Here is a 25,927-nt window from a genome sequence, read left to right on the forward strand (position 1 = left end):
AACAATCGGATCGGCTCACCGGTAACGACAGCGAGCAGGAGACACAGCACCATGCGCATCGGAGTTCTCACCGCAGGCGGCGACTGCCCCGGCCTGAACGCCGTCATCCGATCGGTGGTGCATCGGGCTGTCGCCCAGTACGACGACGAGGTCATCGGTTTCGAGGACGGCTTCCGGGGTCTGCTCGACAGCCACTACCGCACCCTCGACCTGGACGCGGTCGGCGGCATCCTGTCCCTCGGCGGCACGATCCTGGGTTCGTCGCGGCTGGAGCGGGACCGGCTGCGCGAGGCGTGCGACCGGGCCACCGACATGGTCGAGGAGTTCGGCATCGACGCGCTGATCCCGATCGGCGGCGAGGGCACGCTGACCGCGGCGCGCATGCTGTCCGACGCGGGCCTGCCGGTCGTCGGCGTCCCGAAGACCATCGACAACGACATCTCCTCCACCGACCGCACCTTCGGCTTCGACACCGCGGTGGGCGTCGCCACGGAGGCGATGGACCGGCTGAAGACCACCGCCGAGTCCCACCAGCGGGTGATGGTGGTCGAGGTCATGGGCCGGCACGCGGGCTGGATCGCCCTGGAGTCCGGGATGGCGGCCGGCGCCCATGGCATCTGCCTCCCCGAGCGGCCCTTCGACCCCGCCGACCTGGTCAAGATGGTCGAGGAGCGCTTCGCCCGCGGCAAGAAGTTCGCCGTGGTGTGCGTGGCGGAGGGCGCCCATCCCGCCGACGGCACGATGGACTACGGCAAGGGCGAGATCGACCAGTACGGCCACGAGCGCTTCCAGGGCATCGGCACGGCCCTGGCGTACGAGCTGGAGCGGCGGCTCGGCAAGGAGGCCAAGCCGGTCATCCTCGGACACGTCCAGCGGGGCGGCACGCCGACGGCCTACGACCGCGTCCTCGCGACGCGGTTCGGGTGGCATGCGGTGGAGGCGGCGCACCGGGGCGACTTCGGGAGGATGACGGCGCTGCGGGGGACGAACATCGAGATGGTGCCGTTGGCGGAGGCGGTGACCGAGTTGAAGAGGGTGCCGAAGGATCGGATGGACGAGGCCGAGTCCGTCTTCTAGGGCTGGGGTTTCGTTTCGGGCCGCGGGCCGGTGGGGGCTGGTCGCGCAGTTCCTCCCCCAGCCTTCGGCCGGGGGTACCCCCAGCGCCCCTTTCAGGGGCGCTTGTCCTCGACTCTGTTCCAGAAGTGGCCGACTATCCCCGCCAGCAAGTCCTTGCCCTCGTCCTCGGCTGACTCCGATGTCGGGATGTTGCCCCAGGCCAGGGTTGCCGTCATCCGGCCCTGGTAGTCCTCGTGCAGTTCGCGCAGTGTGTCCTCGATCAGGCGTTTGTCCAGGGGGAGCAGTCTGCTCACCTGGCGGACGTAGGCCTGCCAGCGCGTGGTGACCGCGTTGCGCAGCAGCTCCGCCAGTTTCTCCTCCTTGCCGGTGACGGTGACGAAGTCCGGCAGGGACAGGCGGAGGGTCTCGGCCAGGACGGTGGACTGCCGTTCCGTGCCCTGCCAGTCCTCGTCCTCCTCCATCGCGAGATAGGCGAGCAGGTCGAGGCCGACCGCCAGGGCCACGTCCTCGGGCGCCAGCCCGCGGGCGATCCGGTGTTCGCGCAGGGTGCGCGGGCGTCCGATCAGTTCACCCGGCGTGCACCACAACACGCCCGCCAGCGCGGTGAGTTCGGGACTGCTGGGGATCAGCGCCCCGCGCTCCCAGGCACGTACGAGATCGGGCGTGGCGTACGGCAGCCCGTACGAGGCCCGCAGATCGTGGGCCACGTGTTCGGGACCCATGCCGAGAGCGGCACGGAGTCTGCGGGCGGCGGGGGCGTTGAAGGGAGGACCTGGCTGGTTCGGCAGAGCTGGGGGTCGGCGCACAGCCGACAAGGTAGGGGTGCCCGGCAGCACTGACTACGGTCCGTTCGGCCAGGAACACGGATTGTGGGAACGTACGGATTCACGGGCGGCCCTTACCTGTTCATCCCTTGACGGCCCCGCCCAGTGCGAACCCGCCTCCCAGCCGGCGCGCGACCAGCACGTACAGCAGGATCACCGGCGTCGAGTAGATGACGGAGAAGGCGGCGAGCTGGCCGTAGGCCACCATGCCGCGGTTGCCGAAGAAGTCGTTGATGCTGACCGAGGCGGGCATCTGGTCCGGCGAGAGCAGCAGCATGAACGGGACGAAGAAGTTGCCCCACATCATCACGAAGGCGAAGACGGTGACGACGGCGAGACCGGGTCCCATCAGCGGCAGGACGATGCGCACCAGCGACTGCGCGGAGTTGGCCCCGTCCGTCCAGGCCGCCTCCTCCAGCTCTTTCGGGACGCCGTCCATGAAGTTCTTCATCAGCCAGATGGCGAAGGGGAGCTGGGAGGCGGCGAAGAACAGGATCGTGCCCTGCACGGTGTCGATGAGGTTGATCCGTACGAACAGCGCGTACACCGGCACCATGATCGCGGTGATCGGCAGGCTCGTCGCGAACAGGATGGACAGCAGGAACGGCCGGTTGAACCGGGAGCGGTAGCGGGAGAGCGGGTAGGCGGCGAGGGCGGCGCAGACGACGGTGAGCGCGGTGGCACCGCCGCACAGGATCAGGCTGTTGAGCAGCGGGGTGTAGGTGATCTCCGGGGTGAGGATGGCGTCGAAGTTCCCGAAGGTGAACCCGTCCGGGATCCTGACCCGCAGGCCGGCCTGCGGATCGACCGCGGAGAGGACCACCCAGGCGAGCGGGAGCACGAAGGCGGCGGCCACGATGAGCAGCCCGAGGTCGGCGGCGAGCCGGTGGGAACGGCGTTGACGGCGGGGCATGTTCTGGTTCACACCTCCGTGCGCAGCAGTCGCATGTAGACGACGGAGAAGAGCGAACCGACCAGGAGAAGGAGCAGGGCGACCGCGGTCCCGTACCCGATCATGCTGTTCTGGAAGGCCTGTTCGTACATGAAGAGGGGCAGCGTCTGGCTCTTGTCGCCGGGCCCGCCCCGGGTCATCACCCAGATCAGTCCGAAGACGGAGAGCGTCTGGAGGGTGTTGAGCATCAGATTCGTCCCGATGGACCGCCGGATCATGGGGAGCGTGATGTGCCACATGCGCCGCCAGCCGCCGGCGCCGTCCACCTCCGCCGACTCCTCGATCTCATTGGGTATCTCGTCGAGCGCGGCGGAGTAGACCAGCATCGAGAAGGCCGTGCCCCGCCACACGTTGGCGAACGACACCGCCAGGATCGGAAGCGTGAACAGCCAGTTCTGGGACGGCAGATGGAGGAGGTCGAGGATGGCGTTGAGCGTGCCCTCCCGCCGGAAGAACGCGTACAGCAGGAAACCGGCGACGACCTCCGGCAGCACCCACGCCGTGATCACGATCCCGCCGGTGAGCGTCCGCACCGGCTTCGACGCCCGCCGCATCAGCGCGGCGAGCGCAAGGCCCAGCGTGTTCTGCCCGACGAGCGAGGACAGCACGGTGAAGACGAGGGTCAGCCAGACGGCGTTCAGGAAGGATTCGTCGCGGAACGCCCTGCGGAAGTTGGCGAAACCGACGAACGAGGAGTGGGCCTGCCCGGTGAGCTGGAGGTCGGTGAAGGCGATCCAGGCGCAGTAGACGATCGGCCCGCCCAGGAACAGGAGGATCAGGACCAGGGCGGGGGTGAGTGGGAGAGAGCGGGCGATGCGACGGGTGGTCACCGGGTGACCACTTGGCCGTCGGTGACGTCCTTGAGGTTCGAGTCGTAGGTACTCGCCGCCTTGTCGACCGACGCGTCGCCGGTGGTCACGCTCTCCATGGCCTCCTGGATGGCGGTGGAGACCTTCGGGTAGGCCGTGTAGGCGGGCCGGTAGTGCGTCCTGGCGACGAGATCGGTGAAGAACTTGATGCCGGGCTGGGCGGACGCGTACGACGGGTCGCTCGCGACGTCCTTCCGCACCGCGATCCCGGAGTTGGCGATGTACCACTTCTGGGCGTTCGCCTTGGTCTGCATGGTCTTGATGAAGTCGAAGGCGAGGTCCGGGTTGCCGGCCTTGGCGGGGATGGCCCAGGTCCAGCCGCCGGACATGCTCACCTTGCCCGGGGCCTGCCCGTGCTGGGTGGGCATGTAGGCGAGCCCGAGCTCCTTCGACCAGTCGGGCCACTCGTGCCCGCTGCCCTGGAGCCAGTTCTGGGGCAGCCAGGACCCGTCGAGGTTGATGCCCAGCTTGCCCTGGGGCATGAGTTCACCCCAGACGGTGTTCCGGTAGTTGGGGTCGAGCGCGTCCGAGACGTCCGGTCCCAGCTTGTCCTTGTACACCGTCTCGACGAACGACAGCGCGTCCTTGAACCCCTGGCTCCCGGCGATCCACTTCTTGCTCGTCTTGTCGTAGAGCGGGTCACCGGTCCCGTCGTTGGTGCCGTACAGCAGCATCTCGAAGCCCTGCATGCTGGCGGTCTCACCGGCGGCCTTGCCGGTGTACACGTTGAGCGGCGTGACGCCGGGGACCTTCTTCTTTATCGTCCGGGCGGCGGCGAGCACGTCGTCCCAGTTCTTGGGCTGCCAGTCGGTGGGCAGCCCGGCCTTCGCGAACACCCGCTTGTCGAACCAGAGTCCGCGGGTGTCGGTCCCGTCCGGCACCCCGTACGTCTTCCCGTCCTCGCCCCGGGCCGCCGACTTCGCGGTGTCGATGAACTGCCCCCAGTCCTTCCACTTGGCGAGGTAGGAGTCGAGGGGCTTCAGGTACCCGCTGGTGATGTCGGAGTTGATGAGGAAGGTGTCCTCGTAGACGAGGTCGGGAGCGGTGCGCGGGGACCTGAGCATCTGCTGGAGCTTGGTGTAGTAGTCCGCGTCCGAGGCCTTGATGGGAACGAGCTCGACCTTCTTCCCCGGGTACTCCTTCTCGAACTGCTTCTTGATGTCCGCGAGATAGGTGTCCGTCACTTTGACGGAGTTGTCCATCGACTGCTTGAAGGAGACCTTCACGGTGTCCGGACTGCTTCCGGATCCGCCGCCGCACGCGGTGAGCGAGGCGGCGGCGGTGACGACGGCGAGGGCAACGATGCTGACGGCGGTGGGGCGCACGGGCACGACCTCCTCGGCGGCCACTGCACTGTGGCCTGGGGGTTCGTCTCTGTCTGCCCGGTGAAGGTAAGTGGAGTGGTCTAGTCAGGTCAATGAGTGTGCGGGGGTTACCCGGTCCGGACCCGCAACGATCTCGGGCTTCCTCGTTCTTGTCTCCGCCAACAACCCCTACACGGGCGTGACGACCTCGTGCGGGTTCTCCCACTCCTCGCGGAGCATTCCAAAGAGCACGCGGTCGTACCGCTCACCCTGCACCAGCACGGCCGACCGGCGGCGGCCTTCCTCGCGGAAGCCCAGCCTGGTGAAGGCGCGCACGGCGCGCTCGTTGCCGCTCCAGGTGTCCAGCTCAAGCCGGTTCAGGCAGTACGCGCCGAACAGGTGGTCCACGAGCAGCCGCAGCGCGTCGCTGCCGTGGCCGCGGCCCCAGAACTCCCGCTCGCCGATGGTGACTCCGAGCGTGGCCACTCCGGTGTAGGGGTCGAGATCCCGGTAGTCGACCATGCCTATCACCGTCCCGCCCGCCAGCTCCTCGACCGTGAGCACGGCTGACTCCCTGGGCACCAGCCGCAGCATGGTGTCGAAGCCGATCTGGATCGCTTCCGCCGTGACCGGGCCGAACAAGGGGTCTCCGCCTGCAGCCCAGCGCACCACCTCTGAGTCATTGCGCCACCGGAAATGGTGTTCGGAGTCTTCCGAGCGCAATGCGCGCAGTCGTACCAGTTTTCCTGTGAACATCGCGCAACCCTAATCGATCGGGGGCTCACCCAGGACTGGCGGCGAGGAGCGGCGCATTCCACGTCGGCCATGCCTCGGGGCGGACCAGGAATCCGGCCGGGGTCTGCTTACCGCCGTGAATGCCGTACACCTTCGTGCCGACCACGACGTCTCCGGTGCCGATGCCGGCTTTCCGGCTTCCCGCGACGCACGCGAACAGCATCGCCTCCGGCTTCAGCCAGTCGGTGCCGCCCAGTAGCGTGACAACCGGTGATCGGGAATGTGTGCGACGCTACGGGGCGATGACCGGGGCGTCGGGGGAGGGACTCGCATGCCGGAGCAAGGAATCACCGTCGGGCAGTTGCTGCTCGCCGAGTACCAGACGGTCAAGGACGAGCAGAAGGCGCGGATCGGGTTCCGGGACAACCTGCTGTACGTGACGCTCGGGGTGGTGGCCGCCGTCATCGCGGCTGCGGCGCAGGCGAAGCAGCCGTCGATGCTGCTCGCGTTGCCGCCGGTGTGTGTCGTGCTCGGGTGGACCTACCTGGTCAACGACGAGAAGATCTCGGCGATAGGGCTCTACGTGCGGGACGATTTGGGCCCGAGGCTCGCCCAACTGGCTTCCCAAGACGGGGATTTCAGTACCTTCGGCTGGGAGGCGTACCACCGGACCGACGTTCGGCGACGGACCCGCAAGACGATCCAGGCCGTGATCGACCTGACGGCGTTCTGCGCGGTGCCGCTGGCCGCGCTGGTGGTGTTCTGGGCGGGCGGGGACGGGGGCGGGGCGCTGGTCGGGTTGTCGGTGCTGGAGGCGATGGTCGTGGTGGGGCTCGGGGTGCAGGTCCTGCTGTACATGAGGCCGGCCAGACCGACGCGGACTCCCCTCTGATGACTCGGTGCCGTGGTGAAGGATGACTCGGTGCCGTGGTGAAGTCGAACCGCGCGACCGGCGGAGCGCTCAGACGGTCCCGAGGACCCGCCTTCGCAGCAGGGCGGCGCCGGATTCGGCGAGCCAGTCCGGGAGCGTACGCAGTCCGGGGTGGATGACGCGCAGCGCTTCGATGTCGGCGTGCCAGTGCGATCCGGCTGCCCAGTGCTCCCGGGCCCGGACGATCTCGGGGCCGAGTGCGGCGGCCTCGGCGTGGCTGATCTGTTCGTAGCGCACTGCGGCACCGGTGGCCTCGTTGATCGCGGCGACTGCCGCGGTCGGGGTGAGGGCGTCCCCGGCCAGCTCAAGGGTCCGTCCCGTGAACCGGTCCGGCTGGTCGAAGGCCAGCGCGGCGAATTCGGCGATGTCCTCCACCGCGATGCACTGGACGGGTTCGTCCGGCGGAAAGATGTGCCGGTGTACGCCGTGGACGATGCCGTCGAGACCGATGAGCGCCGAACCCAGATAGTTCGACATGAAGCGCACCGGGCGCAGCACGGTCACTGACCGGATGTGCTCGCGCAGGTAATCCTCGATGCGTCTCTTCCCCTCCGGACCGGCTGGGCGCCCGGGCGTGGAAGCAACACCCGTGAACACGACGTGCTCGACCCCCACGGCGGCCGCGGCGTCGGTCAGTGCCCGGCCCCGGGCGAACTCCCGGTCCGGGTCGGAGCCGGCCGGTCCGAATGCGACGGGCGGTACGGCGAACAGTGCCGTAGCTCCCTCCAGTGCCGCGGGCAGACTCGACGGGACGTCGAAGTCGCCGCGGACGAGCACGGCACCGGCGGTTTCGAGTGCCTTGGCGGCGGCTGTGGTCGTGTCCCGTACGAGCGCGCGCACCGGCCTGCCGGCTGCCAGGAGCCGGCGTGCGGTGGTGCCGCCCTGCCGGCCGGTGGCACCGGTCACGACGACCGATCGGTCAGTGGCCATGTCGTCCTCCAACCCCGGGATTGTCGGTGGGTACGGCGAGTTGGACCCCGGGTCGATGTGGAAGGCTGCACCCGGTTGAGTCCGACGGACAAGGAGTTACGTGACATGACCGCAGCTCCCGGGAGCGTCGGGCGCGCCGATGCCCGCCGTAACCGCACGAAGGTGCTCGCCGCCGCCTCGCGGGCCTTCGACGAGCACGGCACGGACGTCTCGCTCGGCGCGATCGCACGGCAGGCGGGGGTCGGCGCCGGCACTGTGTACCGGCACTTCCCCAGCAAGGAGATCCTGCTGGAGGCGGTACTCGTCCAGCAGATCGACGATCGGGTCGACGCCGCTCGGCGGTGGGCCGCCCGCACCGAACCTGTCGCGGCCTTCTTCGGCTTCCTCCTCGAGGTCGTGGACGCGTCCCACGGGCGCAAGCACGCGTGTAACGCCCTGACCACGGAAACGAGCTGGCCCCGCCCTGGCCTGGCCGCGTCGGCGCGACGGTTCCGCCGGGCACTCGACGATCTGCTCCGCGCGGCCCAGCAGGTCGGCGGGGTCCGCAACGACGTCAGCGTGGACGATGTCGCCGCGCTCATCGTCGGCTGCGTGACGATATGGGCCGCCCACCACGACCGGAACGGCGGTACCCGCATGGTGCGGCTGGCGCTGGAGAGCCTGCGGAGTTCCGCACCCGTCACGGAAGGGAGGGTGTTTCGTGACGTGCCCGGCACGCTTCACGCGGCGCCGCGGTGCGAGGAGTGCGGGACCCGGCTCGAGGTCCGTTCCACAGGCCGCCCCGCCCGCTACTGCGGAGCTGCGTGCCGACAGCGAGCATGTCGCCGCCGCCGCGGACCGGCGACGATGCGCGACCAGCGCCTCGGGGCCACCGAGGTCTTCACCCGCGCTGCCGCCCCCACCGGTAAACCAACTCCGGCCTCCCCACCTGCCCGTACAACGGACTCCGCCCCGCCCGCCCCGCCTCCACCAGGTGCTCCAGATACCGCCGGGCCGTGATCCGGGAGATCCCCACGCTCTCCGCCAGCGCCGCCGCGGTCAGCCCCTCCTCCGACTCGCGCAGCGCGACCGTCACCCGTTCCAGCGTCGGCGCGCTCAACCCCTTCGGGAGTGCCGCGGGCGAAGGCGCCCGTAGCGCCGCCAGGGCCCGGTCCACCTCGTCCTGGCCGCTGGCCTCGCCCGCCGCCGCCCGGAACTCCGCGTACCGGGTCAGCCGGTCGCGGAGGGTCGCGAAGGTGAACGGCTTCAGGACGTACTGGACCACGCCCAGCGAGACGCCCTCCCGGACCACCGCCAGGTCCCGGGCCGACGTCACCGCTATGACGTCCGCCTGATGCCCCGCCGCCCGCAGCGACCGCGCGAACTGCAGGCCGTGTACGTCCGGCAGGTGCAGGTCCAGCAGGAGCAGGTCCACCGGCGTACGGTCCAGGATCCGCCGCGCCTCCGCCCCCGTGTGCGCCTTGCCCACCGCCACGAACCCCGGCACCCGGCCCACGTACATGACATGCGCGTCCGCGGCCACCGGGTCGTCCTCGACGACCAGGACTCTGATCGGCTCCCCGGTCATCCGGCCCCGCCTCCCGTCACCGACGCCCGCAACGGCAGCCGTACCTCGAACACCGCTCCGCCCTCCGGGGCCTCCGTCACCGTCAGGGTGCCGTCCAGTCGTACGACCGCCTGCCGTACCAGGGCCAGCCCCAGCCCCCGTCCGCCCGGTCCCGCCGGCTTCGTCGAGAAGCCGCGTTGGAAGACCAGCTCGGCGTGGGCGGGGTCGACCCCCGCGCCCGTGTCCGTCACCCGCATCACCAACTCGGCGTCCTCCGCGTACGCGGTCACCGTCACGCGGGCCCGTACCGTCCCCTGGGCCGCGTCCACCGCGTTGTCGATCAGGTTGCCGAGGATGGTGACCAGATCGCGCGCCGACAGGCTCTCCGGTAGCAAACCGTCATCCAGCCGGCTCTCGTCCGAGACCACCAGCTCCACGCCCCGCTCGTTCGCCTGCGCGGTCTTGCCCAGCAGCAGGGCGGCGAGGACCGGTTCGCTGACCGCGGCCACCACCTGGTCGGTCAGCGCCTGAGCCAGCTCCAGCTCCGCCGTCGCGAAGTCCACCGCCTCCTCCGCCCGGCCCAGTTCGATGAGCGACACCACCGTGTGCAGGCGGTTCGCCGCCTCGTGCGCCTGCGAGCGCAGCGCCTGCGTGAAGCCTCGTTCCGAGTCCAACTCGCCCATCAGGGACTGGAGTTCGGTGACATCCCGGAGGGTGACCACGGTGCCGCGCCGCTCGCCCCCCGACACCGGGGACGTGTTCACCACCAGGACCCGGTCCGCCGTCAGGTGCACCTCGTCCACCCGGGGCTCGGAGGCCAGCAGTGCACCGGTCAGCGGTGCCGGCAGGCCCAGCTCCGCCACCGACCGCCCGACCACGTCCCCCTCGGCGCCCACCCCCAGCAGCTCCCGCCCCCCGTCGTTGATCAGCGCCACCCGGTACTGGCCGTCCAGCATCAGCAACCCCTCGCGCACCGCGTGCAGCGCCGCCTGGTGGTAGTCGTGCATGTGGCTCAGCTCGGCGGCGTTCATGCCGTGGGTGTGGCGGCGCAGGCGCGCGTTGATGACGTACGTGCCCAGCGCGCCCAGCAGCAGCGCGCTCGCAGCCACCCCGAGCAGCGCCGTCACCTGTTCCTGGACCCGCTGGCTGATCGCCTCCACCTTGATGCCGGCGCTCACCAGGCCGATCACCCGGCCGTTCTCCTCCACCGGGGTCACCGTGCGCACGGAGGCGCCGAGGGTGCCCTTGTAGGTCTCGCTGTAGGTGTGGCCCTGCTGTGCCGCCTCGATGTGGCCGAGGTAGTGCTTGCCGATCTGGTTCCGGTCGGGGTGGGTCCAGCGGATGCCGTCCGGCGTCATGATCGTGATGAAGTCGACCTCGGTGTCGCGCATCACCTGAAGGGCGTACGGCTGGAGCTCGGCCGTGGGGTTCGCGGTGTGGATCGCCGCGCGGACGGAAGGGGCGTCGGCGACCGACCGGGCCACCGCCGTCGCCTGCCGGGTCGCCGCCTCCTCCGCCTGGTGGCGGTCGCTGACGTACGTGAACAGCGCGTAACCGGCGACCACGACCGCTATCAGCACGGCCTGCATGGCGAACAGCTGGCCGGCCAGGCTGCGGGGGCGGGGAGCGGACGGAAAACGCATGTCAGCAGTGTGCCCCCCGGGTTACGTGCGAACTAAATGAACGGAAGGGTGACCGCCCTCACAGAACGGGAGATAGTCACGGCATCCCCCACATCGCCCGGACGTGAGCCGCACGCCGGTGGTACCGACGAAGACGTCAAGGAGGGCAGCCGTGGCCGCAGCCAGCACCCCCGATACGGCACCTGCCGCACCCGCTGTGAAGCGGGACCGCACCCATTACCTGTACATCGCCGTGATCGCCGCGGTGGCCCTCGGCATCGTCGTGGGGCTCGTCTGGCCCGACGCCGGCGTCGAGCTGAAGCCACTCGGGACCGGCTTCGTCAACCTGATCAAGATGATGATCTCGCCGATCATCTTCTGCACGATCGTGCTCGGGATCGGGTCCGTACGAAAGGCCGCGAAGGTCGGTGCCGTCGGTGGCATCGCGCTCGGCTACTTCCTGGTGATGTCGCTGGTCGCGCTCACCATCGGCCTCGTCGTCGGCAACATCCTGCACCCCGGTGACGGGCTGCACATCACCAACGCCCTCAAGGCCACCGGGCACGCCCAGGTGGACTCCGAGGCGCTCGGCGGTGTCGACTTCGTACTGTCGATCATCCCGACCACGTTCGTCTCCGCCTTCACCGAGGGCCAGGTGCTGCAGACGCTGCTGATCGCGCTGCTCGCCGGGTTCGCGCTGCAGGCCATGGGGTCGGCCGGACAGCCGGTGCTGCGTGGTGTCGAGCACATCCAGCGGCTCGTCTTCCGCATCCTCGGCATGATCATGTGGGCCGCGCCGATCGGTGCGTTCGGTGCCATCGCGGCCGTCGTCGGGTCCGCCGGGATCGACGCGCTCAAGAGCCTCGCCGTGCTGATGCTCGGCTTCTACGTCACCTGTGTGCTCTTCGTCTTCGTGGTGCTGGGCACGGTGCTGCGGCTCGTCTCCGGGCTCAACATCTTCCTGCTGTTCAAGTACCTCGCCCGCGAGTTCCTGCTGATCCTCTCCACCTCCTCCTCCGAGTCCGCGCTGCCGCGGCTCATCGCGAAGATGGAGCACCTGGGGATCAGCAAGCCGGTCGTCGGTATCACCGTCCCGACCGGGTACTCCTTCAACCTCGACGGCACCATGATCTACATGACCATGGCGTCGCTGTACATCGCGGACGCCCTCGGTACGCCGATGTCGGTCGGCGAGCAGATTCCGCTGCTGCTCTTCCTGCTGCTGGCCTCGAAGGGCGCGGCGGGTGTCAGCGGCGCCGGTCTCGCCACGCTGGCCGGCGGTCTGCAGTCGCACAAGCCCGCGCTGGTGGACGGGGTCGGTCTGATCGTCGGCATCGACCGGTTCATGAGCGAGGCCCGTGCGCTGACCAACTTCGCCGGCAACGCGGTCGCGACCGTCCTGATCGGCACCTGGACCAAGGAGATCGACAAGGCGCGGGTGCGGCAGGTGCTGGCGGGGGAGCTGCCGTTCGACGAGAAGACGCTGCTCGATGAGGGGGAGCCGGTGGTTACGCCCGACCTTCCCGAGCAGCGGGAGGAGCTGGCGAAGGCGTAGTCGCCATCGTCGTCGGGTGCGGGTGAGTGGGGGCTGGTCGCGCAGTTCCTCCCCCAGCCTTCTGCACCGCAGCATCCATGAAGCCGCCGGACGTCCGGCTCGGCCTGAACCCGGGCCGGCCGTCCGGCCATCGTTCTCCGGGCGGCCGGGAACTCCCCCCGTTGCCCAGCCGCCCGGTCCACCCCCTCGGTGCCGCCTGTCAGCCGTATCCACTAACGTGCCGTTCCTGCCCAACGGGAACGGCACGTCGGTATATGGAGGCACGGGGGATGGCGATCGACTGGGACCGTCGGCACTGCGCACGCAAGGGGCATGTGACCTACGCCCCGGACGATCCGAGGCTGCGGGTGCGGCTGCACGCGCAGACCGCGGTCGGGGAGACCTGGCGGTGTCTGCGGTGCGGCGACTTCGTGCTCGGCGAGCCGCACGGCTCGGGACCGGCGGCGGAAGCCCCGCTGGTGCCGCGCGGGAAGGTGCTGCGGGACCTGTTCATCCTGCGCTTCCTGGCGATCGAGCGGGCCGTGCGCGGGGTGTTCATCGTGCTGGTCGCGGTCGCGGTGTGGAAGTTCAGCAACAGCCAGGACGCGGTGCGCAGGCTCTTCAACGAGTACCTGGACACGTTCCGGCCGGTCTTCAGGCACTTCCACTACGACCTCGACCATTCGCCGGTCGTCGGGTCCATCCAGAAGGCCTTCGGTTACAAGCACTCCACGCTGCTGCTGGTGGCCGGACTGCTGCTGGCGTACGCGCTGATCGAACTCGTCGAGGCGGTCGGGCTCTGGTACGCCAAGCGGTGGGCCGAGTATCTGACGGTCGTCGCCACCGCCGCCTTCCTGCCGCTGGAGATCTGGGAACTCACCGAGAAGGTCAGCTACCTGAAGATCGCGACCCTGGTGCTGAACATCCTCGCCGTGCTCTACATCGCCCTCGCCAAGCGGCTGTTCGGGCTGCGCGGCGGGCGCAGGGCCTTCGACGAGGAGCGGCAGAGCGCCTCGCTGCTGGAGGTCGAGGAGTCCGCGGGGGTCGAGCCGAGCTTGCCTTGACGTCGGCGTCAGGTCCTACGGTCGTAGGCATGCGAATCGGCGAGCTGGCCGCACGGGCCGGGACCACCCCGCGGGCCCTGCGGTACTACGAGGCGCGCGGGCTGCTGCCCGCGCGGCGGGCCGGGAACGGGCATCGGACCTACGACGAGAACGATCTGCGGCTGCTCACGCAGATCCGGACGCTGCAGGACTTCGGGTTCGAGCTGGAGGAGACCCGGCCGTTCGTGGAGTGCCTGCGGGCCGGGCACCCGGAGGGCGACACCTGTCCGGCGTCGCTCGCGGTCTACCGGCGCAAGCTGGCGGAGCTGGACTCGCTGATCGGCGAGTTGCAGGCCGTACGGGCGACCGTCGGGGCCCAGCTGGAGCGGGCCGAGCGGGCACGGGACGAACTGGCCGTCGAGGCGCTGGTTCCGGGGGGTCCGGAGCCGACCTGTGAACTGGGAGGGACCGGACGATGATCAAGGCGGCTGGTGTGGCCGAGGTGACGGACGCGGACTTCGCGGCGGAGGTGATCGGGGCGGAGCTGCCGGTGCTGGTGGAGTTCACCGCCGACTGGTGCCCACCGTGCCGGCAGATGGGCCCGGTGCTCACGGCCCTCGCGGCGGAGGAGGGCGAGCGGCTGAAGGTGGTGCAGCTGGACGTGGACACCAATCCGGAGACGACGAACGCGTACAAGGTGCTGTCGATGCCGACGTTCATGGTGTTCCGGGACGGTGAGCCGGTGCGGTCGATGGTGGGCGCCCGGCCCAGGCGGCGGCTGATGGAGGAGCTGTCGGACGCACTGCCCGACGTGCTGCGCTGAACCGGCCGGTAATACGAAGAATCCCCCGGACAATTGCGTCCGGGGGATTTCCTTGCGTATATTCAAGAGTTCGCGACTTCAGGTCGAGGCGAAGTCGAGGAAGTTGCGGAGAAGTTCAGTGGGCACAGTATATCCGGGCTGGAGTGGAATTGTCAAACACCGAATTTCCGGACGATGAATTGCGCCAGGAGCAGGAATTCATCGACGGACTGTACGCGCGGGTGGACGCCCTGCGCGGCGACACCGAGGACTCGGTCGCGGACGCCCTCGCCCTCGGCGACAAGCCGATGCAGGCCCGCCTGGAGCGGGACATCCTGGTCGCCGAGCGCTCCGGGCTGCTCGCCGCGCTGAACGCCGTGGACGGCTCGCTGTGCTTCGGCCGCATCGACCTGACCTCCGGTACGAAGCACCACATCGGGCGGATCGGGCTGCGGCTGGACGACGCCGAGCGCACCCCGGTCCTCGTCGACTGGCGTGCCGAGGTCGCCCGCCCCTTCTACCTGGCCACCGGCCACACCCCGATGGGCCTGCGGCGCCGCCGGCACATCGCCACCGACGGCCGCCGGGTCGCCGCCCTGCACGACGAGATCCTGGACCTCGGCGACCGGGAGCGCACCGGCCACGAGGACCCGTCGGGCGACGCGGTGCTGCTCGCCGCGCTCAACTCGGCCCGCACCGGCCGGATGACCGACATCGTGCAGACCATCCAGGCCGAGCAGGACGAGATCATCCGGGCGCCCTACCGCGGGGTCCTGGTGGTCGAGGGCGGCCCGGGCACGGGAAAGACGGCGGTCGCGCTGCACCGCGCCGCCTTCCTCCTCTACGAGTACCGGGAACTGCTCGCCAAGCGGGCCGTCCTGATCGTCGGCCCGAACCCCGCCTTCCTCGGCTACATCGGCGAGGTGCTGCCCTCGCTGGGCGAGACGGGTGTGCTGCTGGCGACGGTCGGCGAGCTGTTCCCCGGCGTGAAGGCGACGGCCGCGGACACCCCCGAGGCGGCCGCCGTGAAGGGCCGCGCCGACATGGCCGACGTGCTCGCCGCCGTCGTACGCGACCGGCAGGCGCTGCCCGACCCCGTCCTCACCGTCGAGCACGACCGCGAGGTGCTGATGCTCGACGACGGCCTGGTGAACATGGCCCGCGAACGCACCCGCGCCGCCCGGCTCCCGCACAACGTGGCCCGTGAGCACTTCGAGGGCCACATCCTCAACACCCTCACCGACCTCTACGCCGAACGCGTGGGCACCGACCCCTTCGACGGCAGCAGCCTGCTCGACCCCTCCGACATCACCCAGATCCGCGACGATCTCGCCGAGAACCCCGAGGTCTGGTCGGCCATCGACCAGCTGTGGCCGCGGCTGACCCCGCAGCGTCTGGTCGCCGACTTCCTCGCCGGACCCGAGGGATACCTGAGCGACGAGGACGCGGCCGCGGTCCGCCGCCCGGTGACCCGGACCTGGACGGTCTCGGACGTGCCCCTCCTCGACGAGGCGGCGGAGCTCCTCGGCGTGGACGAGCGGGTCGCGCGGGCCCGCGCCGAGCGGGAGCGCGAGACCCAGATCGCCTACGCCCAGGGCGTCCTCGACGTCTCCTACGCCTCCCGCACCTACGAGTTCGACGACAAGGAGGACAGCGACCCCGAGGCCTCCGAGGTGCTGTCCGCGCACGACATCATCGACGCCGAGCGGTTCGCCGAGCGCCAGGAGGAGGAGGACTTCCGCAGCGCGGCCGAGCGGGCCGCGGCCGACCGCACCTGGGCGTTCGGGCACATCATCGTGGACGAGGCGCAGGAGCTGTCGCCGATGGCCTGGCGCCTGCTGATGCGCCGCAGCCCGACCCGGTCCATGACCCTGGTCGGCGACCCGGCCCAGACCGCGGAGGCGGCCGGCGTCGGCTCCTGGGCGGACATCCTCCAGCCCTACGTGGAGGACCGCTGGGAGCACACCCGCCTCGGCGTCAACTACCGCACCCCGTCCGAGATCATGGACCTCGCGGCGGCCGTGGTCCGCGCCGAGCACCCGGACTTCGAGCCCCCGAGCTCGGTCCGCTCGACGGGCGTACGGCCGTGGATCCGGCAGGCGTACGACGACCTCCCGGGCGCCGTCGGGAAGGCGGTCGCCGAACTCACCCCGGCGGAGGGCCGCCTGGCCGTGATCGCCCCGCGCGACCTGCACCGCACCCTCGCCGCCCGCCTGGACGGCGTCACGGCCGGCACCGACCCCGACCTGACGCGGACCGTCGTCCTGCTCGACCCGCGCCAGGCCAAGGGGCTCGAATTCGACTCCGTCCTGGTGGTGGAACCGGACCGCTACGGCACCAGCGACCTGTACGTGGCCCTGACCCGGGCCACCCAGCGGCTGGGGGTGCTGCACACCGGCGGCCTGCCGGAGGGGCTCAGGCAGGCCGCAGCCACACCGTAGCCAGCGGCGGCAGGGTCAGCCGGATGCTCGCGGGGCGGCCGTGGCTGCCCTGGGGCTCCGGTTTGACCGGGTCGGGGTTGGTGACGTCGCTGCCGCCGTAGCGGGCCAGGTCGGTGTTGAGGGTCTCGTGCCAGGCGGGGACCTCCTCCGGAACGCCCAGGCGGTAGTCGCGGACCACGGGGGAGAGGTTGGAGACGGCGAGGAGCGGCGTGCCCTCGGCGTCCAGGCGGAGGAACGCGAAGACGTTGTCCTCCGCCGCGTCCCCCACGATCCACTGGAAACCGGCGGGTGCCGTGTCCCGCTGCCACAGGGCCGGGGTCGCCCGGTACACCGAGTTGAGGTCGCGGACCAGGTCCCGTACGCCCCGGTGGTCGGCCGCCGCGCCGTACTCCGGGTCGAGCAGCCACCAGTCCGGGCCGTGCGCCTCCGACCACTCCGAGCCCTGCGCGAACTCCTGCCCCATGAAGAGCAACTGCTTGCCCGGGTGGGCCCACATGAAGGCCAGGTAGGCACGGTCGTCGGCGCGCTGCTGCCACCAGTCGCCGGGCATCTTGGAGACGAGCGAGCGCTTTCCGTGCACGACCTCGTCGTGGGAGATGGGCAGGACGTAGTTCTCGCTGTACGCGTACACCATCGAGAAGGTCATCTCGTGGTGGTGGTACCTGCGGTGGACGGGCTCGTGGGACATGTACTCCAGCGAGTCGTGCATCCAGCCCATGTTCCACTTCAGGCCGAAGCCGAGACCACCGCTGTCCGTGGGGCGGGTCACGCCCTCCCAGGCCGTCGACTCCTCGGCGATCGTGACCACGCCCGGGGACCGGCGGTAGACGGTCGCGTTCATCTCCTGGAGGAACGCCACCGCGTCCAGGTTCTCCCGGCCGCCGTGCTCGTTCGGCGTCCACTGGCCCGGCTCGCGCGAGTAGTCGAGGTAGAGCATCGAGGCGACCGCGTCCACGCGCAGGCCGTCGATGTGGAACTCCTCGCACCAGTACACGGCGTTCGCCACCAGGAAGTTGCGCACCTCGCGACGGCCGAAGTCGAACTCCAGGGTGCCCCAGTCGGGATGCGCGGCCCGCAGCGGATCCGCGTGCTCGTACAGCGGGCGGCCGTCGAACTCCGCGAGCGCCCAGTCGTCCCGCGGGAAGTGCGCCGGCACCCAGTCCATCAGGACGCCGATGCCCGCCCGGTGCAGGGCGTCGACCAGGAACTTGAAGTCGTCGGGGGTGCCGAGCCGGGAGGTCGGCGCGTAGAAGCCGGTGACCTGGTAGCCCCAGGAGCCGCCGAAGGGGTGCTCGGCGACCGGCATCAGCTCCACGTGCGTGAAGCCCAGGTCGCCGACGTAGGCGGGCAGTTCCTCGGCCAGCTGCCGGTAGCTCAGGCCGGGGCGCCAGGACGGCAGGTGCACCTCGTACACCGAGAACGGCGCCTCGTGCACGGGGGTGTCGCCGCGGTGCGCCATCCACTCCGCGTCGGACCACTCGTGGTGGGACGCGTGGACGATCGACGACGTGTTCGGCGGCACCTCGGTACGCCGGGCCATCGGATCCGCCCGCAGCGTCCGGGAGCCGTCCGGACGGGTGATCTCGAACTTGTACAGTTCGCCCTCGCCGATGCCCGGCAGGAACAGCTCCCAGATCCCCGAGGAGCCGAGCGAGCGCATCGGGAACCCGGTCCCGTCCCAGAAGTTGAAACCGCCGGCCACCCGCACACCCCGCGCGTTCGGCGCCCACACCGTGAACCGGGTGCCCGGCACGCCCTGGTGGACGGCCGGATGCGCGCCGAGCGCCTCCCACAGCCGCTCGTGCCGGCCCTCGCCGATCAGGTGCAGGTCCAGGTCGCCGAGGGCGGGCAGGAAGCGGTACGCGTCCTCCGTCTCCTGGACCGTCCCGTCGTACTCCACCAGCAGCCGGTAGACCGGCACGTCGGAGAGGGGGAGCAGGCCGGAGAAGAAGCCGTCGCCGTCGTCGTGCAGTTCGGCCCGCAGATCACTGCCCGCGACGGCCGTCACCGTGCGGGCGTACGGGCGGAACGCGCGGACGGCGATCCCGCCCGGGACCGGATGCGCGCCCAGCACCGAGTGCGGGTCGTGGTGGGTGCCGTGCAGCAGCCGCTCACGGTCGCCGGCGGCTACGGACACGGGGTTCTTGGAGGTCACGGACGCGTCTCCCGGGGATCAGGTCGGGTCGGGGGTGGCCAGGCGGTGCACGGCCGACAGCGGGACGGGCAGCCAGTCGGGGCGGTGCCGGGCCTCGTAGACGACCTCGTAGACGGCCTTGTCGGTCTCGTAGGCCCGCAGCAGGACGGGGTCGGTGCGCGGGTCGACGCCGGTGATCTCGGCGTAGCCGGCACAGTAGGCGGCCCGGCACCCGCGCGCCCAGTCGGGGGCCGCGGGGGTCACCGAGTGGGCCGCGTAGTCGAAGGAGCGCAGCATCCCGGCGATGTCCCGCACCGGCGGCTGCGGCATCCGGCGCTCGGCCAGCGGGCGGGCCGGCTCCCCCTCGAAGTCGATCAGCGACCACTGACCGGACGGCGCCCGCAGGCACTGCCCCAGGTGCAGGTCGCCGTGGACCCGCTGGGCGGTCCAGGTGTGGCCCTCGGCGGCCAGGTCGGCCAGCGCGGTGTAGGCGGACCGCAGCCCGTCCTCGTACGGCCGCAGCGCGGGCACCGCCTGCACGGCCGCGGCCAGCCGCTCGGTCATGCCCGCGACCTGCGACTCCAGCTGGCTGTGCCCGAGGGTGGCGGTCGGCAGCGCCCGGGCCAGCGCCGTGTGCACCTCGGCGGTGGCCCGCCCCAGCGCCCGCGCCTCGGCCGTGAAGTCCTCGCCCTTGGCCAGCTCCCGCAGCGCCAGCTCCCAGCCGTCGGTGGCGCCGCGCACGAAGGGCTGGAGGACGGCCAGGACATGGGGTTCCCCGCCCAGCTCCGCCCGCAGCCAGGCCGTCGGGGCGGGCACCCGGGCGCAGCCCTCGCGGGCCAGGGCCAGGGGTATCTCCAGGTCGGGGTTGACACCGGGCACGACCCGGCGCAACAGCTTCAGGATGAACGTATCTCCGTAGACGACCGAGGAGTTGGACTGCTCGGCGGTCAGCAGCCGGGCCACCAGGCCCTCGCGTATCTCCCGGCCCGGCTCGCGCTCGAAGCGCAGATCGCCGATGCGGGCCCGGCTGCGCAGGGCCTCCAGGAGGAGCTCCGCGGGCCGGGGGTCGTACAGGGCGTCGTAGACCGTGTGCCCGGCCAGCGGGCCGTCGGTCAGGTGTCCGATCAGCGCGGGCGCCAGCCGGGGTGGCAGCGCCTCGCGCACGCCTATGAGGAGCTGGTAGCAGTCGCCGGCCTCGGCGGGGGCGGGCGGCTGGTGGGCGCGGACCAGCAGGTGGTGCAGGCCCAGCCGGCCGTCCGAGGGCAGGAGTTCGGTCTCGGCCACCGGGGAGAAGCCCGTGACCGGGGATCCCTTGCCGGCGAACCAGCGCTGCCGGGGCAGCCACTCGCGCAGCAGGGGGTCGAGCGAGGCGAGGAGAGCGGGAGTGGAGGGGCTGACCGTTTCCGCCATGGCGGTACGTCCTTTCCCCGGTCGTCGGGGGCGTTAGTGATGCGTGCCCCGGGCGGGCCGGAGGAAACCAACCGCCGCCGCCCGGGGTGGACTGTGTCTGAGCGCTCCGCTGGGTGTGCGGTTCTTCGGCTGCGGGCCGGTGGGGGCCGGTCGCGCCCACGCGGCGGCAGCCGCATGTCCGATACCGCCTCGCGCCCCTTACGGGGCGCTCACCACCGGTCCGCCGGCTAGGCCGTCTCCGCGCGCAGCCGGAACCAGTAGAAGCCGTGCCCGGCCAGGGTGAGCAGGTACGGCAGTTCGCCGACCGCCGGGAAGCGCACCCCGCCGAACAGCTCCACCGGGTGCCGGCCGTTGAAGCGCCTGAGGTCCAGTTCCGTCGGCTGGGCGAAGCGGGAGAAGTTGTGCACGCAGAGGACCAGGTCGTCCTCGTACTCGCGCAGGAACGCGATCACCGCCGGGTTGGAGGACTGCAGTTCGGTGTAGGACCCCAGTCCGAAGGCAGGATTCTGCTTGCGGATCTCGATCATGCGCCGGGTCCAGTGCAGCAGGGACGACGGCGAGGACATCGACGCCTCGACGTTGGTGACCTGGTAGCCGTAGACCGGGTCCATGATCGTGGGCAGGTAGAGGCGTCCGGGGTCGCAGGAGGAGAAGCCGGCGTTGCGGTCCGGGGTCCATTGCATGGGGGTGCGCACCGCGTCGCGGTCGCCGAGCCAGATGTTGTCGCCCATGCCGATCTCGTCGCCGTAGTAGAGGATCGGTGAGCCGGGCAGGGACAGCAGCAGGGCGGTGAAGAGTTCGATCTGGTTGCGGTCGTTGTCGAGGAGGGTGGCCAGGCGGCGGCGGATGCCGATGTTGGCGCGCATACGCGGGTCCTTCGCGTATTCGGCCCACATGTAGTCGCGTTCCTCGTCGGTGACCATTTCCAGGGTCAGTTCGTCGTGGTTGCGCAGGAAGATGCCCCACTGGCAGCCGGAGGGAATGGCGGGGGTCTTGGCGAGGATTTCCGAGACGGGGTAGCGCGATTCCCGGCGTACCGCCATGAAGATCCGCGGCATGACCGGGAAATGGAACGCCATGTGGCACTCGTCCCCGCCGCTGCGGTAGTCGCCGAAGTAGTCGACGACGTCCTCCGGCCACTGGTTCGCCTCGGCCAGCAGCACGGTGTCCGGGTACTGGGTGTCGATCTCCTTGCGCACCCGCTTCAGGAAGTCGTGGGTCGCGGGGAGGTTCTCGCAGTTGGTGCCCTCGCGCTGGTAGAGGTACGGCACCGCGTCGAGGCGGAAGCCGTCGATGCCCAGGTCCAGCCAGAAGCGCAGCGCGGAGAGGATCTCCTCCTGGACGGCCGGGTTCTCGTAGTTGAGGTCGGGCTGGTGCGAGAAGAACCGGTGCCAGTAGTACTGCTTGCGGACCGGGTCGTAGGTCCAGTTGGAGACCTCGGTGTCCACGAAGATGATCCGCGCGTCCTGGTACTGCTTGTCGTCGTCGGCCCAGACGTAGTAGTCCCCGTACGGCCCGTCGGGATCCTTGCGCGACTCCTGGAACCACGGGTGCTGGTCGCTGGTGTGGTTCATGACGAAGTCGATGATGACGCGCATGCCGCGCTGGTGGGCGGCGTCGACGAACTCCACGAAGTCGGCGAGGTCGCCGAACTCGGGGAGTACGGCGGTGTAGTCGGAGACGTCGTAACCGCCGTCCCGCAGCGGGGACTTGAAGAAGGGCGGCAGCCAGAGGCAGTCGACGCCGAGCCACTGCAGGTAGTCGAGTTTGGCGGTGAGGCCCTTGAGGTCGCCGATGCCGTCGCCGTTGCTGTCCTGGAAGGAGCGGACCAGGACCTCGTAGAAGACGGCGCGTTTGAACCAGTCCGGGTCCCGGTCCTTCGCGGGAGTGTCCTCGAAGGTGTCCGGGACGGGTTCGTTGACGATCATTGTGTGGGTGACCCTCCGATCCGCGGGGACGGTCGCAGGACGGTGAGGATGTGCGCGGCCCGGTGCCCCGGTTCCAGGCGCACATAGTTGGCCCTGCCCCAGTTGTAGGTTTCGCCGGTGAGCTCGTCGCGCACCGGCACCGACTCGTGCCAGTTCAGGCCGAGTTGCGGCATGTCCAACGAGACCGTGGCCTCCTGGGTGTGGTGGGGGTCGAGGTTCACGACCACCAGAACCGTGTTCGATCCGCTCCGCTTGCTGTAGACGATCACCGCGTCCTGGTCGGCGTGGTGGAAGTGGAGGTCGCGCAGCTGCCGCAGGGCCGGGTTCGCCCGCCGGACGGTGTTGAGGCGGGTGATGAGGGGGGCGATGCCCTCGGTCTCGGCGCGGGCCCAGTCGCGGGCTTTGAGCTGGTACTTCTCCGAGTCGAGGTACTCCTCGCTGCCCTCCTTCAGCGGGGTGTTCTCGCAGAGTTCGTAGCCGCTGTAGATGCCCCAGGTGGGGGAGAGGGTGGCGGCGAGCACGGCACGGGCCTCGAAGGCGGGACGGCCGCCGTGCTGGAGGTAGGCGTGCAGGATGTCCGGGGTGTTGGCGAAGAAGTTCGGCCGCATGGAGGCAGCCGACTCGCCCGACAACTCGGTGAGGTACTCGGTGAGTTCCTGCTTGCTGTTGCGCCAGGTGAAGTACGTGTACGACTGCTGGAAACCGATCTGGGCCAGAGTGCGCATCATCGCGGGCCGGGTGAAGGCCTCGGCGAGGAAGATGACGTCCGGGTCGGCGCGGTTGACCTCGCCGATCACCCGCTCCCAGAACACCACCGGCTTGGTGTGCGGGTTGTCCACGCGGAAGATCCGCACCCCGCAGTCCATCCAGTGCCGCAGCACGCGGACCGTCTCGGTGATCAGGCCTGCCATGTCGGCGTCGAAGGCGATGGGGTAGATGTCCTGGTACTTCTTCGGCGGGTTCTCGGCGTAGGCGATGGTGCCGTCGGGCCGGTGGTGGAACCACTCCGGGTGCTTCTCCACCCAGGGATGGTCCGGCGAGCACTGCAGCGCGAAGTCCAGGGCGATCTCCAGGCCGTGCCGGCCGGCCTCCGCCACGAACCACCGGAAGTCCTCCAGGGTCCCCAGATCGGGGTGGACGGCGTCGTGGCCGCCCTCGGGCGATCCGATCGCCCACGGCACCCCCACATCCTCCGGGCCCGGGGTGAGGGTGTTGTTGCGGCCCTTGCGGAAGGTGGTGCCGATGGGATGGATCGGCGGGAGGTAGACGACGTCGAAGCCCATCTCCGCGATCTTCGGCAGCCGCCGGGCCGCGGTCCGGAACGTGCCGTGCGGCCGCTCCGGCGTTCCCTCCGAGCGCGGGAAGAACTCGTACCAGGAGCCGTACAGCGCCCGTTCACGCTCCACGAGCAGCGGCAGCTCCTCGGAGACGGTCACCAGCTCCCGCAGCGGATACCGCGCCAGGACCTTGTCGACCTCGGGCGTGAGGGCGGCGGCCAGCCGCCAGGGGGCGGGCCGTTCCTCGTCGCGGAGGGCGGCGGCCGCGGTCAGCAGGATTTCCCGTTTTTTTGCCTTCGGGACCCCGGCGGCGGCCCGTTCGTAGAGCCGGGCGCCCTCCTCCAGGACCAGATCGGTGTCCATGCCCGCCGGGATCTTGATCTGTGCGTGGTGGCGCCAGGTGGCGACCGGATCTCCCCATGCCTCGACCTGGTAGGTCCAGCGGCCCGGTTTCCCGTCGACGGTGACCTCGGCGCCCCAGCGGTCGGTACCGGGGGCCAGCTCCCGCATCGGCGTCCAGGGCCCCGGGCGGCCCTTCGGGTCCTTCAGTACGACGTTGGCGGCGACGGCGTCATGGCCCTCGCGGAAGACGGTGGCGGTGACCTCGAACGACTCCCCGGTGACCGCTTTGGCGGGCCGGCGCCCCTGCTGGATCAGCGGGCGGACGTCGAGGACGGGTATGCGGCCGACGGCGGTGGCCTCGTCCGCGCTGGGTGGCGCGCCGGGTGACGTGCGCCGGTTCGGAGGTGCTGACGGTTGGTGCGTGGCGGGCATGACCGCTCCTGTCCGCGGCAACGAGGGTGTGGGCGGATGGGTGGTGGGGAGGTGGGTCCTGCGGGGGTGTACCTGGTGTTGTACCGCTGCCTGGTGTCAGTGCTGTGTCTGTGGGGTGTACCGGAGGAGCCTTCCCACCCTATTCGGGTGGGCAATCCGGCACTTTGTTAACTACTCAGCCGTATGTCTACGCACAAGACCGGCCCCGTTCGCGGCGAACGGGGCCGGTGGCGTGATCGCGTGCCAGAAACCGCTTTACGACTCCGGCACCCGTAGCAGCCTGTCGGGTGACCCGCGCCCCGCATCCGACACCTTCCCGCTCGCCGCTCCCGCAATCAGGGCGTCGGCGACCCGGGCGGGGGTCGCCCCGCGGTGCCCGGCGAGATAGAGGGCGGCGGCGCCCGCGACGTGCGGTGCCGCCATCGACGTACCCGAGTAGGTCGCCCTGGCGGTGTCGCTCGCGTTCGAGTCCGAGGCGATCGCCACGCCCGGGGCGAACAGGTCGACGGCCGAGCCGTAGTCGGAGAAGCCCGCGCGGGTGTCGGTGCGGTCGGTGGCGCCGACGGTGAGGGCCTGCGGCACGTCGGCCGGCGAGTAGCGGGCGGCCGGGAGGCCGCCGTTGCCGGCGGCGACCGTGTAGGTCACGCCTGCCTTGATCGAGTTCCTTACGGCGGTGTCCAGTTGGGCGCTGTGGTAGCCGCCCAGGCTGAGGTTGGCGACCGCCGGTCTGCGGGCGTGCGCGGTGACCCAGTCGACACCGGCGATGACCTGGGCGGTGGTGCCCGCCCCGGTGTCGTCCAGGACCCGCACGGAGACGATCCGGGCCTTCTTGGCGACGCCGTACCGGGTACCGGCGATGATGCCGGCGACATGGGTGCCGTGCCCGTTGCCGTCGCCGGCGGACCTGTCGTTGCCCACGAAGTCCCAGCCGTAGCTCGCGCGTCCGCCGAAGTCGGTGTGCGCGATGCGGACACCGGTGTCGATCACGTACACGGTGACGCCCGCGCCCGCCGACCCCGGCGAGCGGTACGACCTGTCCAGCGGCAGCCCCGCCTGGTCGACGCGGTCCAGCCCCCAGGACGGCGGGTTCTTCTGGAGGTACGTCCGGGAGCGCGCCAGCCGCACCCGGCTGTCCTGGACGACGGAGGCGACCCGCGAGTCCGCGGCGAGCCGCCTGGCCTGTGCAGCGCTTGCTTCGACGGCGTAGCCGTTCAGCACGCTGCCGTAAGTATGGCTTATTTTCGCCCCATACCGGGCGGCGACGTCCCTCCCGGCCGCCGACGACCCCCTGATTCCCTCCTTGAGCGTCACCAGATAACTCCCGCCGACCGAACCGGCCCGGCCGGCGCCGACGACGGTCCCCTCCGGTACGGCGTGCGCGGGCAGGGTGGCCGTCGACAACACCGCGGCCGTGACGACCGCGGTCAAGCCCCCCACCAGACGCAGCCGCCGGCTGTACGTCCGTGCCATGGCTGTGAGTCCCCCTCCTCAGCTCAGGGAGGCAGGGTCTCGTACGGGGCGAAAGCCGACAAGAAGGCACCCGGGAGCGAACGCCGGCGGACACCACGTCCCAGCCCGTCCGGCGCCTGGGACGCAGGCCGGTCCACACCCCTCTGGGCCCACCCAGGACCTGAGCCCGAAAGCCGGACAGCACCCCTCTCAGCCCGTCCGGCGTTTGACGACGGGGCCGTTCAGGCCGAAGCGGGGGTCTGGGGGCGGCAGCCCCCAGCGGTACCCCGACACCGGTACTGTCGGACAGACGCCGAGCCGCACACCGCCGTACGGCTCTCACCG

21 protein-coding genes are annotated in these 25,927 nt (G+C 70.3%); 8 read left to right on the plus strand and 13 right to left on the minus strand.

The annotated features are described in order from the left end of the window. The first annotated feature begins 51 nt into the window (after positions 1-51). A complete protein-coding gene (locus ACZ4UV_RS19600) occupies positions 52-1,077 on the plus strand; it encodes an ATP-dependent 6-phosphofructokinase (RefSeq protein ID WP_467839250.1) in 1,026 nt (341 codons plus the stop codon). A gap of 92 nt (positions 1,078-1,169) precedes the next feature. Here ACZ4UV_RS19600 and ACZ4UV_RS19605 read toward each other — a convergent pair whose 3' ends face one another. From ACZ4UV_RS19605 to ACZ4UV_RS19625, 5 genes are all read right to left on the minus strand, one after another. Further along, positions 1,170-1,892: an XRE family transcriptional regulator gene (locus ACZ4UV_RS19605; protein ID WP_467839253.1), complete on the minus strand. Its 723-nt coding sequence runs from the start codon at positions 1,890-1,892 to the stop codon at positions 1,170-1,172. 91 nt (positions 1,893-1,983) lie between these two features. Further along, complete coding sequence (locus tag ACZ4UV_RS19610) at positions 1,984-2,814, minus strand: carbohydrate ABC transporter permease (protein ID WP_467839256.1); 831 nt, start codon at positions 2,812-2,814, stop codon at positions 1,984-1,986. A gap of 8 nt (positions 2,815-2,822) precedes the next feature. Beyond that, a complete protein-coding gene (locus ACZ4UV_RS19615) occupies positions 2,823-3,683 on the minus strand; it encodes a carbohydrate ABC transporter permease (protein WP_451023211.1) in 861 nt (286 codons plus the stop codon). Next, entirely contained in the window at positions 3,680-5,047 is a 1,368-nt protein-coding gene (locus ACZ4UV_RS19620; protein WP_467839260.1) for an extracellular solute-binding protein, read from the minus strand. Before ACZ4UV_RS19620 ends, ACZ4UV_RS19615 begins: the two co-directional genes overlap by 4 nt. Before the next feature lie 168 nt (positions 5,048-5,215). After that, the gene (locus ACZ4UV_RS19625) at positions 5,216-5,782 is read right to left on the minus strand and encodes a GNAT family N-acetyltransferase (RefSeq protein WP_467839263.1); all 567 of its coding nucleotides are present in this window, start codon (positions 5,780-5,782) and stop codon (positions 5,216-5,218) included. 310 nt (positions 5,783-6,092) lie between these two features. Between ACZ4UV_RS19625 and ACZ4UV_RS19630 the strand changes: the two genes are divergently transcribed. Beyond that, complete coding sequence (locus ACZ4UV_RS19630; protein WP_467839266.1) at positions 6,093-6,653, plus strand: hypothetical protein; 561 nt, start codon at positions 6,093-6,095, stop codon at positions 6,651-6,653. A gap of 69 nt (positions 6,654-6,722) precedes the next feature. Here the strand turns inward: ACZ4UV_RS19630 and ACZ4UV_RS19635 are convergent, their stop codons facing one another. Continuing rightward, positions 6,723-7,622: an NmrA family NAD(P)-binding protein gene (locus tag ACZ4UV_RS19635; RefSeq protein WP_467839269.1), complete on the minus strand. Its 900-nt coding sequence runs from the start codon at positions 7,620-7,622 to the stop codon at positions 6,723-6,725. A gap of 105 nt (positions 7,623-7,727) precedes the next feature. On the opposite strand from ACZ4UV_RS19635, the gene ACZ4UV_RS19640 reads away from it, so the two are divergent. Further along, on the plus strand, positions 7,728-8,621 hold the full coding sequence (locus tag ACZ4UV_RS19640) for a TetR/AcrR family transcriptional regulator (RefSeq protein WP_467839272.1): 894 nt from the start codon (positions 7,728-7,730) through the stop codon (positions 8,619-8,621). Here ACZ4UV_RS19640 and ACZ4UV_RS19645 read toward each other — a convergent pair. Both ACZ4UV_RS19645 and ACZ4UV_RS19650 read right to left on the minus strand, forming a co-directional pair. Next, complete coding sequence (locus ACZ4UV_RS19645; protein WP_467839275.1) at positions 8,503-9,189, minus strand: response regulator; 687 nt, start codon at positions 9,187-9,189, stop codon at positions 8,503-8,505. The two genes, ACZ4UV_RS19640 and ACZ4UV_RS19645, sit on opposite strands and share 119 nt — an antisense overlap. Next, complete coding sequence (locus ACZ4UV_RS19650) at positions 9,186-10,811, minus strand: sensor histidine kinase (protein WP_390048336.1); 1,626 nt, start codon at positions 10,809-10,811, stop codon at positions 9,186-9,188. Before ACZ4UV_RS19650 ends, ACZ4UV_RS19645 begins: the two co-directional genes overlap by 4 nt. A 151-nt stretch (positions 10,812-10,962) precedes the next feature. Between ACZ4UV_RS19650 and ACZ4UV_RS19655 the strand changes: the two genes are divergently transcribed. The 5 genes from ACZ4UV_RS19655 to ACZ4UV_RS19675 all read left to right on the plus strand — a co-directional run bounded on the left by ACZ4UV_RS19655 (position 10,963) and on the right by ACZ4UV_RS19675 (position 16,610). Continuing rightward, positions 10,963-12,345: a cation:dicarboxylate symporter family transporter gene (locus ACZ4UV_RS19655; protein ID WP_351494433.1), complete on the plus strand. Its 1,383-nt coding sequence runs from the start codon at positions 10,963-10,965 to the stop codon at positions 12,343-12,345. 269 nt (positions 12,346-12,614) lie between these two features. After that, positions 12,615-13,388, plus strand: coding sequence for a DUF2127 domain-containing protein (locus ACZ4UV_RS19660; RefSeq protein WP_351494436.1), 774 nt, complete (start codon positions 12,615-12,617; stop codon positions 13,386-13,388). Between the two features lie 29 nt (positions 13,389-13,417). Continuing rightward, the gene (locus ACZ4UV_RS19665) at positions 13,418-13,846 is read left to right on the plus strand and encodes a MerR family transcriptional regulator (protein WP_467839281.1); all 429 of its coding nucleotides are present in this window, start codon (positions 13,418-13,420) and stop codon (positions 13,844-13,846) included. Continuing rightward, positions 13,843-14,190, plus strand: a complete 348-nt coding sequence (locus tag ACZ4UV_RS19670; RefSeq protein WP_390048342.1) for a thioredoxin family protein — start codon at positions 13,843-13,845, stop codon at positions 14,188-14,190. The genes ACZ4UV_RS19665 and ACZ4UV_RS19670 overlap by 4 nt, the downstream gene beginning before the upstream one ends. 149 nt (positions 14,191-14,339) lie before the next feature. Beyond that, positions 14,340-16,610: a HelD family protein gene (locus ACZ4UV_RS19675; RefSeq protein WP_467839284.1), complete on the plus strand. Its 2,271-nt coding sequence runs from the start codon at positions 14,340-14,342 to the stop codon at positions 16,608-16,610. On the opposite strand, the gene glgB is transcribed toward ACZ4UV_RS19675, so the two are convergent. The 5 genes from glgB to ACZ4UV_RS19700 all read right to left on the minus strand — a co-directional run bounded on the left by glgB (position 16,585) and on the right by ACZ4UV_RS19700 (position 25,603). After that, positions 16,585-18,765, minus strand: a complete 2,181-nt coding sequence (glgB, locus tag ACZ4UV_RS19680; RefSeq protein ID WP_467839287.1) for a 1,4-alpha-glucan branching enzyme — start codon at positions 18,763-18,765, stop codon at positions 16,585-16,587. The genes ACZ4UV_RS19675 and glgB overlap by 26 nt on opposite strands. A gap of 18 nt (positions 18,766-18,783) precedes the next feature. Next, entirely contained in the window at positions 18,784-20,154 is a 1,371-nt protein-coding gene (locus ACZ4UV_RS19685) for a maltokinase N-terminal cap-like domain-containing protein (protein ID WP_467839290.1), read from the minus strand. A gap of 227 nt (positions 20,155-20,381) precedes the next feature. Then, positions 20,382-22,082, minus strand: coding sequence for a maltose alpha-D-glucosyltransferase (treS, locus tag ACZ4UV_RS19690; RefSeq protein ID WP_467839293.1), 1,701 nt, complete (start codon positions 22,080-22,082; stop codon positions 20,382-20,384). Further along, positions 22,079-24,133 (minus strand): alpha-1,4-glucan--maltose-1-phosphate maltosyltransferase, encoded by a 2,055-nt coding sequence (locus tag ACZ4UV_RS19695; RefSeq protein WP_467839296.1) that lies wholly within the window; start codon positions 24,131-24,133, stop codon positions 22,079-22,081. The genes treS and ACZ4UV_RS19695 overlap by 4 nt, the downstream gene beginning before the upstream one ends. A gap of 255 nt (positions 24,134-24,388) precedes the next feature. Continuing rightward, positions 24,389-25,603, minus strand: a complete 1,215-nt coding sequence (locus tag ACZ4UV_RS19700; protein WP_467839299.1) for a S8 family peptidase — start codon at positions 25,601-25,603, stop codon at positions 24,389-24,391. Between the last annotated feature and the right edge of the window lie 324 nt (positions 25,604-25,927).

Source organism: Streptomyces sp. NPDC028289, assembly GCF_055565975.1.

What these genes read in the sequence shown, in the direction of transcription:
- ACZ4UV_RS19695 (WP_467839296.1), bottom strand. Translation starts at nt 24,133, where the DNA reads ATGCCCGCCACGCACCAACCGTCAGCACCTCCGAACCGGCGCACGTCA.
- ACZ4UV_RS19685 (WP_467839290.1), bottom strand. Translation starts at nt 20,154, where the DNA reads ATGGCGGAAACGGTCAGCCCCTCCACTCCCGCTCTCCTCGCCTCGCTC.
- ACZ4UV_RS19625 (WP_467839263.1), bottom strand. Translation starts at nt 5,782, where the DNA reads ATGTTCACAGGAAAACTGGTACGACTGCGCGCATTGCGCTCGGAAGAC.
- ACZ4UV_RS19610 (WP_467839256.1), bottom strand. Translation starts at nt 2,814, where the DNA reads ATGCCCCGCCGTCAACGCCGTTCCCACCGGCTCGCCGCCGACCTCGGG.
- treS (WP_467839293.1), bottom strand. Translation starts at nt 22,082, where the DNA reads ATGATCGTCAACGAACCCGTCCCGGACACCTTCGAGGACACTCCCGCG.
- ACZ4UV_RS19640 (WP_467839272.1), top strand. Translation starts at nt 7,728, where the DNA reads ATGACCGCAGCTCCCGGGAGCGTCGGGCGCGCCGATGCCCGCCGTAAC.
- ACZ4UV_RS19630 (WP_467839266.1), top strand. Translation starts at nt 6,093, where the DNA reads ATGCCGGAGCAAGGAATCACCGTCGGGCAGTTGCTGCTCGCCGAGTAC.
- ACZ4UV_RS19645 (WP_467839275.1), bottom strand. Translation starts at nt 9,189, where the DNA reads ATGACCGGGGAGCCGATCAGAGTCCTGGTCGTCGAGGACGACCCGGTG.
- ACZ4UV_RS19660 (WP_351494436.1), top strand. Translation starts at nt 12,615, where the DNA reads ATGGCGATCGACTGGGACCGTCGGCACTGCGCACGCAAGGGGCATGTG.
- ACZ4UV_RS19665 (WP_467839281.1), top strand. Translation starts at nt 13,418, where the DNA reads ATGCGAATCGGCGAGCTGGCCGCACGGGCCGGGACCACCCCGCGGGCC.
- ACZ4UV_RS19670 (WP_390048342.1), top strand. Translation starts at nt 13,843, where the DNA reads ATGATCAAGGCGGCTGGTGTGGCCGAGGTGACGGACGCGGACTTCGCG.
- ACZ4UV_RS19635 (WP_467839269.1), bottom strand. Translation starts at nt 7,622, where the DNA reads ATGGCCACTGACCGATCGGTCGTCGTGACCGGTGCCACCGGCCGGCAG.
- ACZ4UV_RS19650 (WP_390048336.1), bottom strand. Translation starts at nt 10,811, where the DNA reads ATGCGTTTTCCGTCCGCTCCCCGCCCCCGCAGCCTGGCCGGCCAGCTG.
- ACZ4UV_RS19700 (WP_467839299.1), bottom strand. Translation starts at nt 25,603, where the DNA reads ATGGCACGGACGTACAGCCGGCGGCTGCGTCTGGTGGGGGGCTTGACC.
- ACZ4UV_RS19600 (WP_467839250.1), top strand. Translation starts at nt 52, where the DNA reads ATGCGCATCGGAGTTCTCACCGCAGGCGGCGACTGCCCCGGCCTGAAC.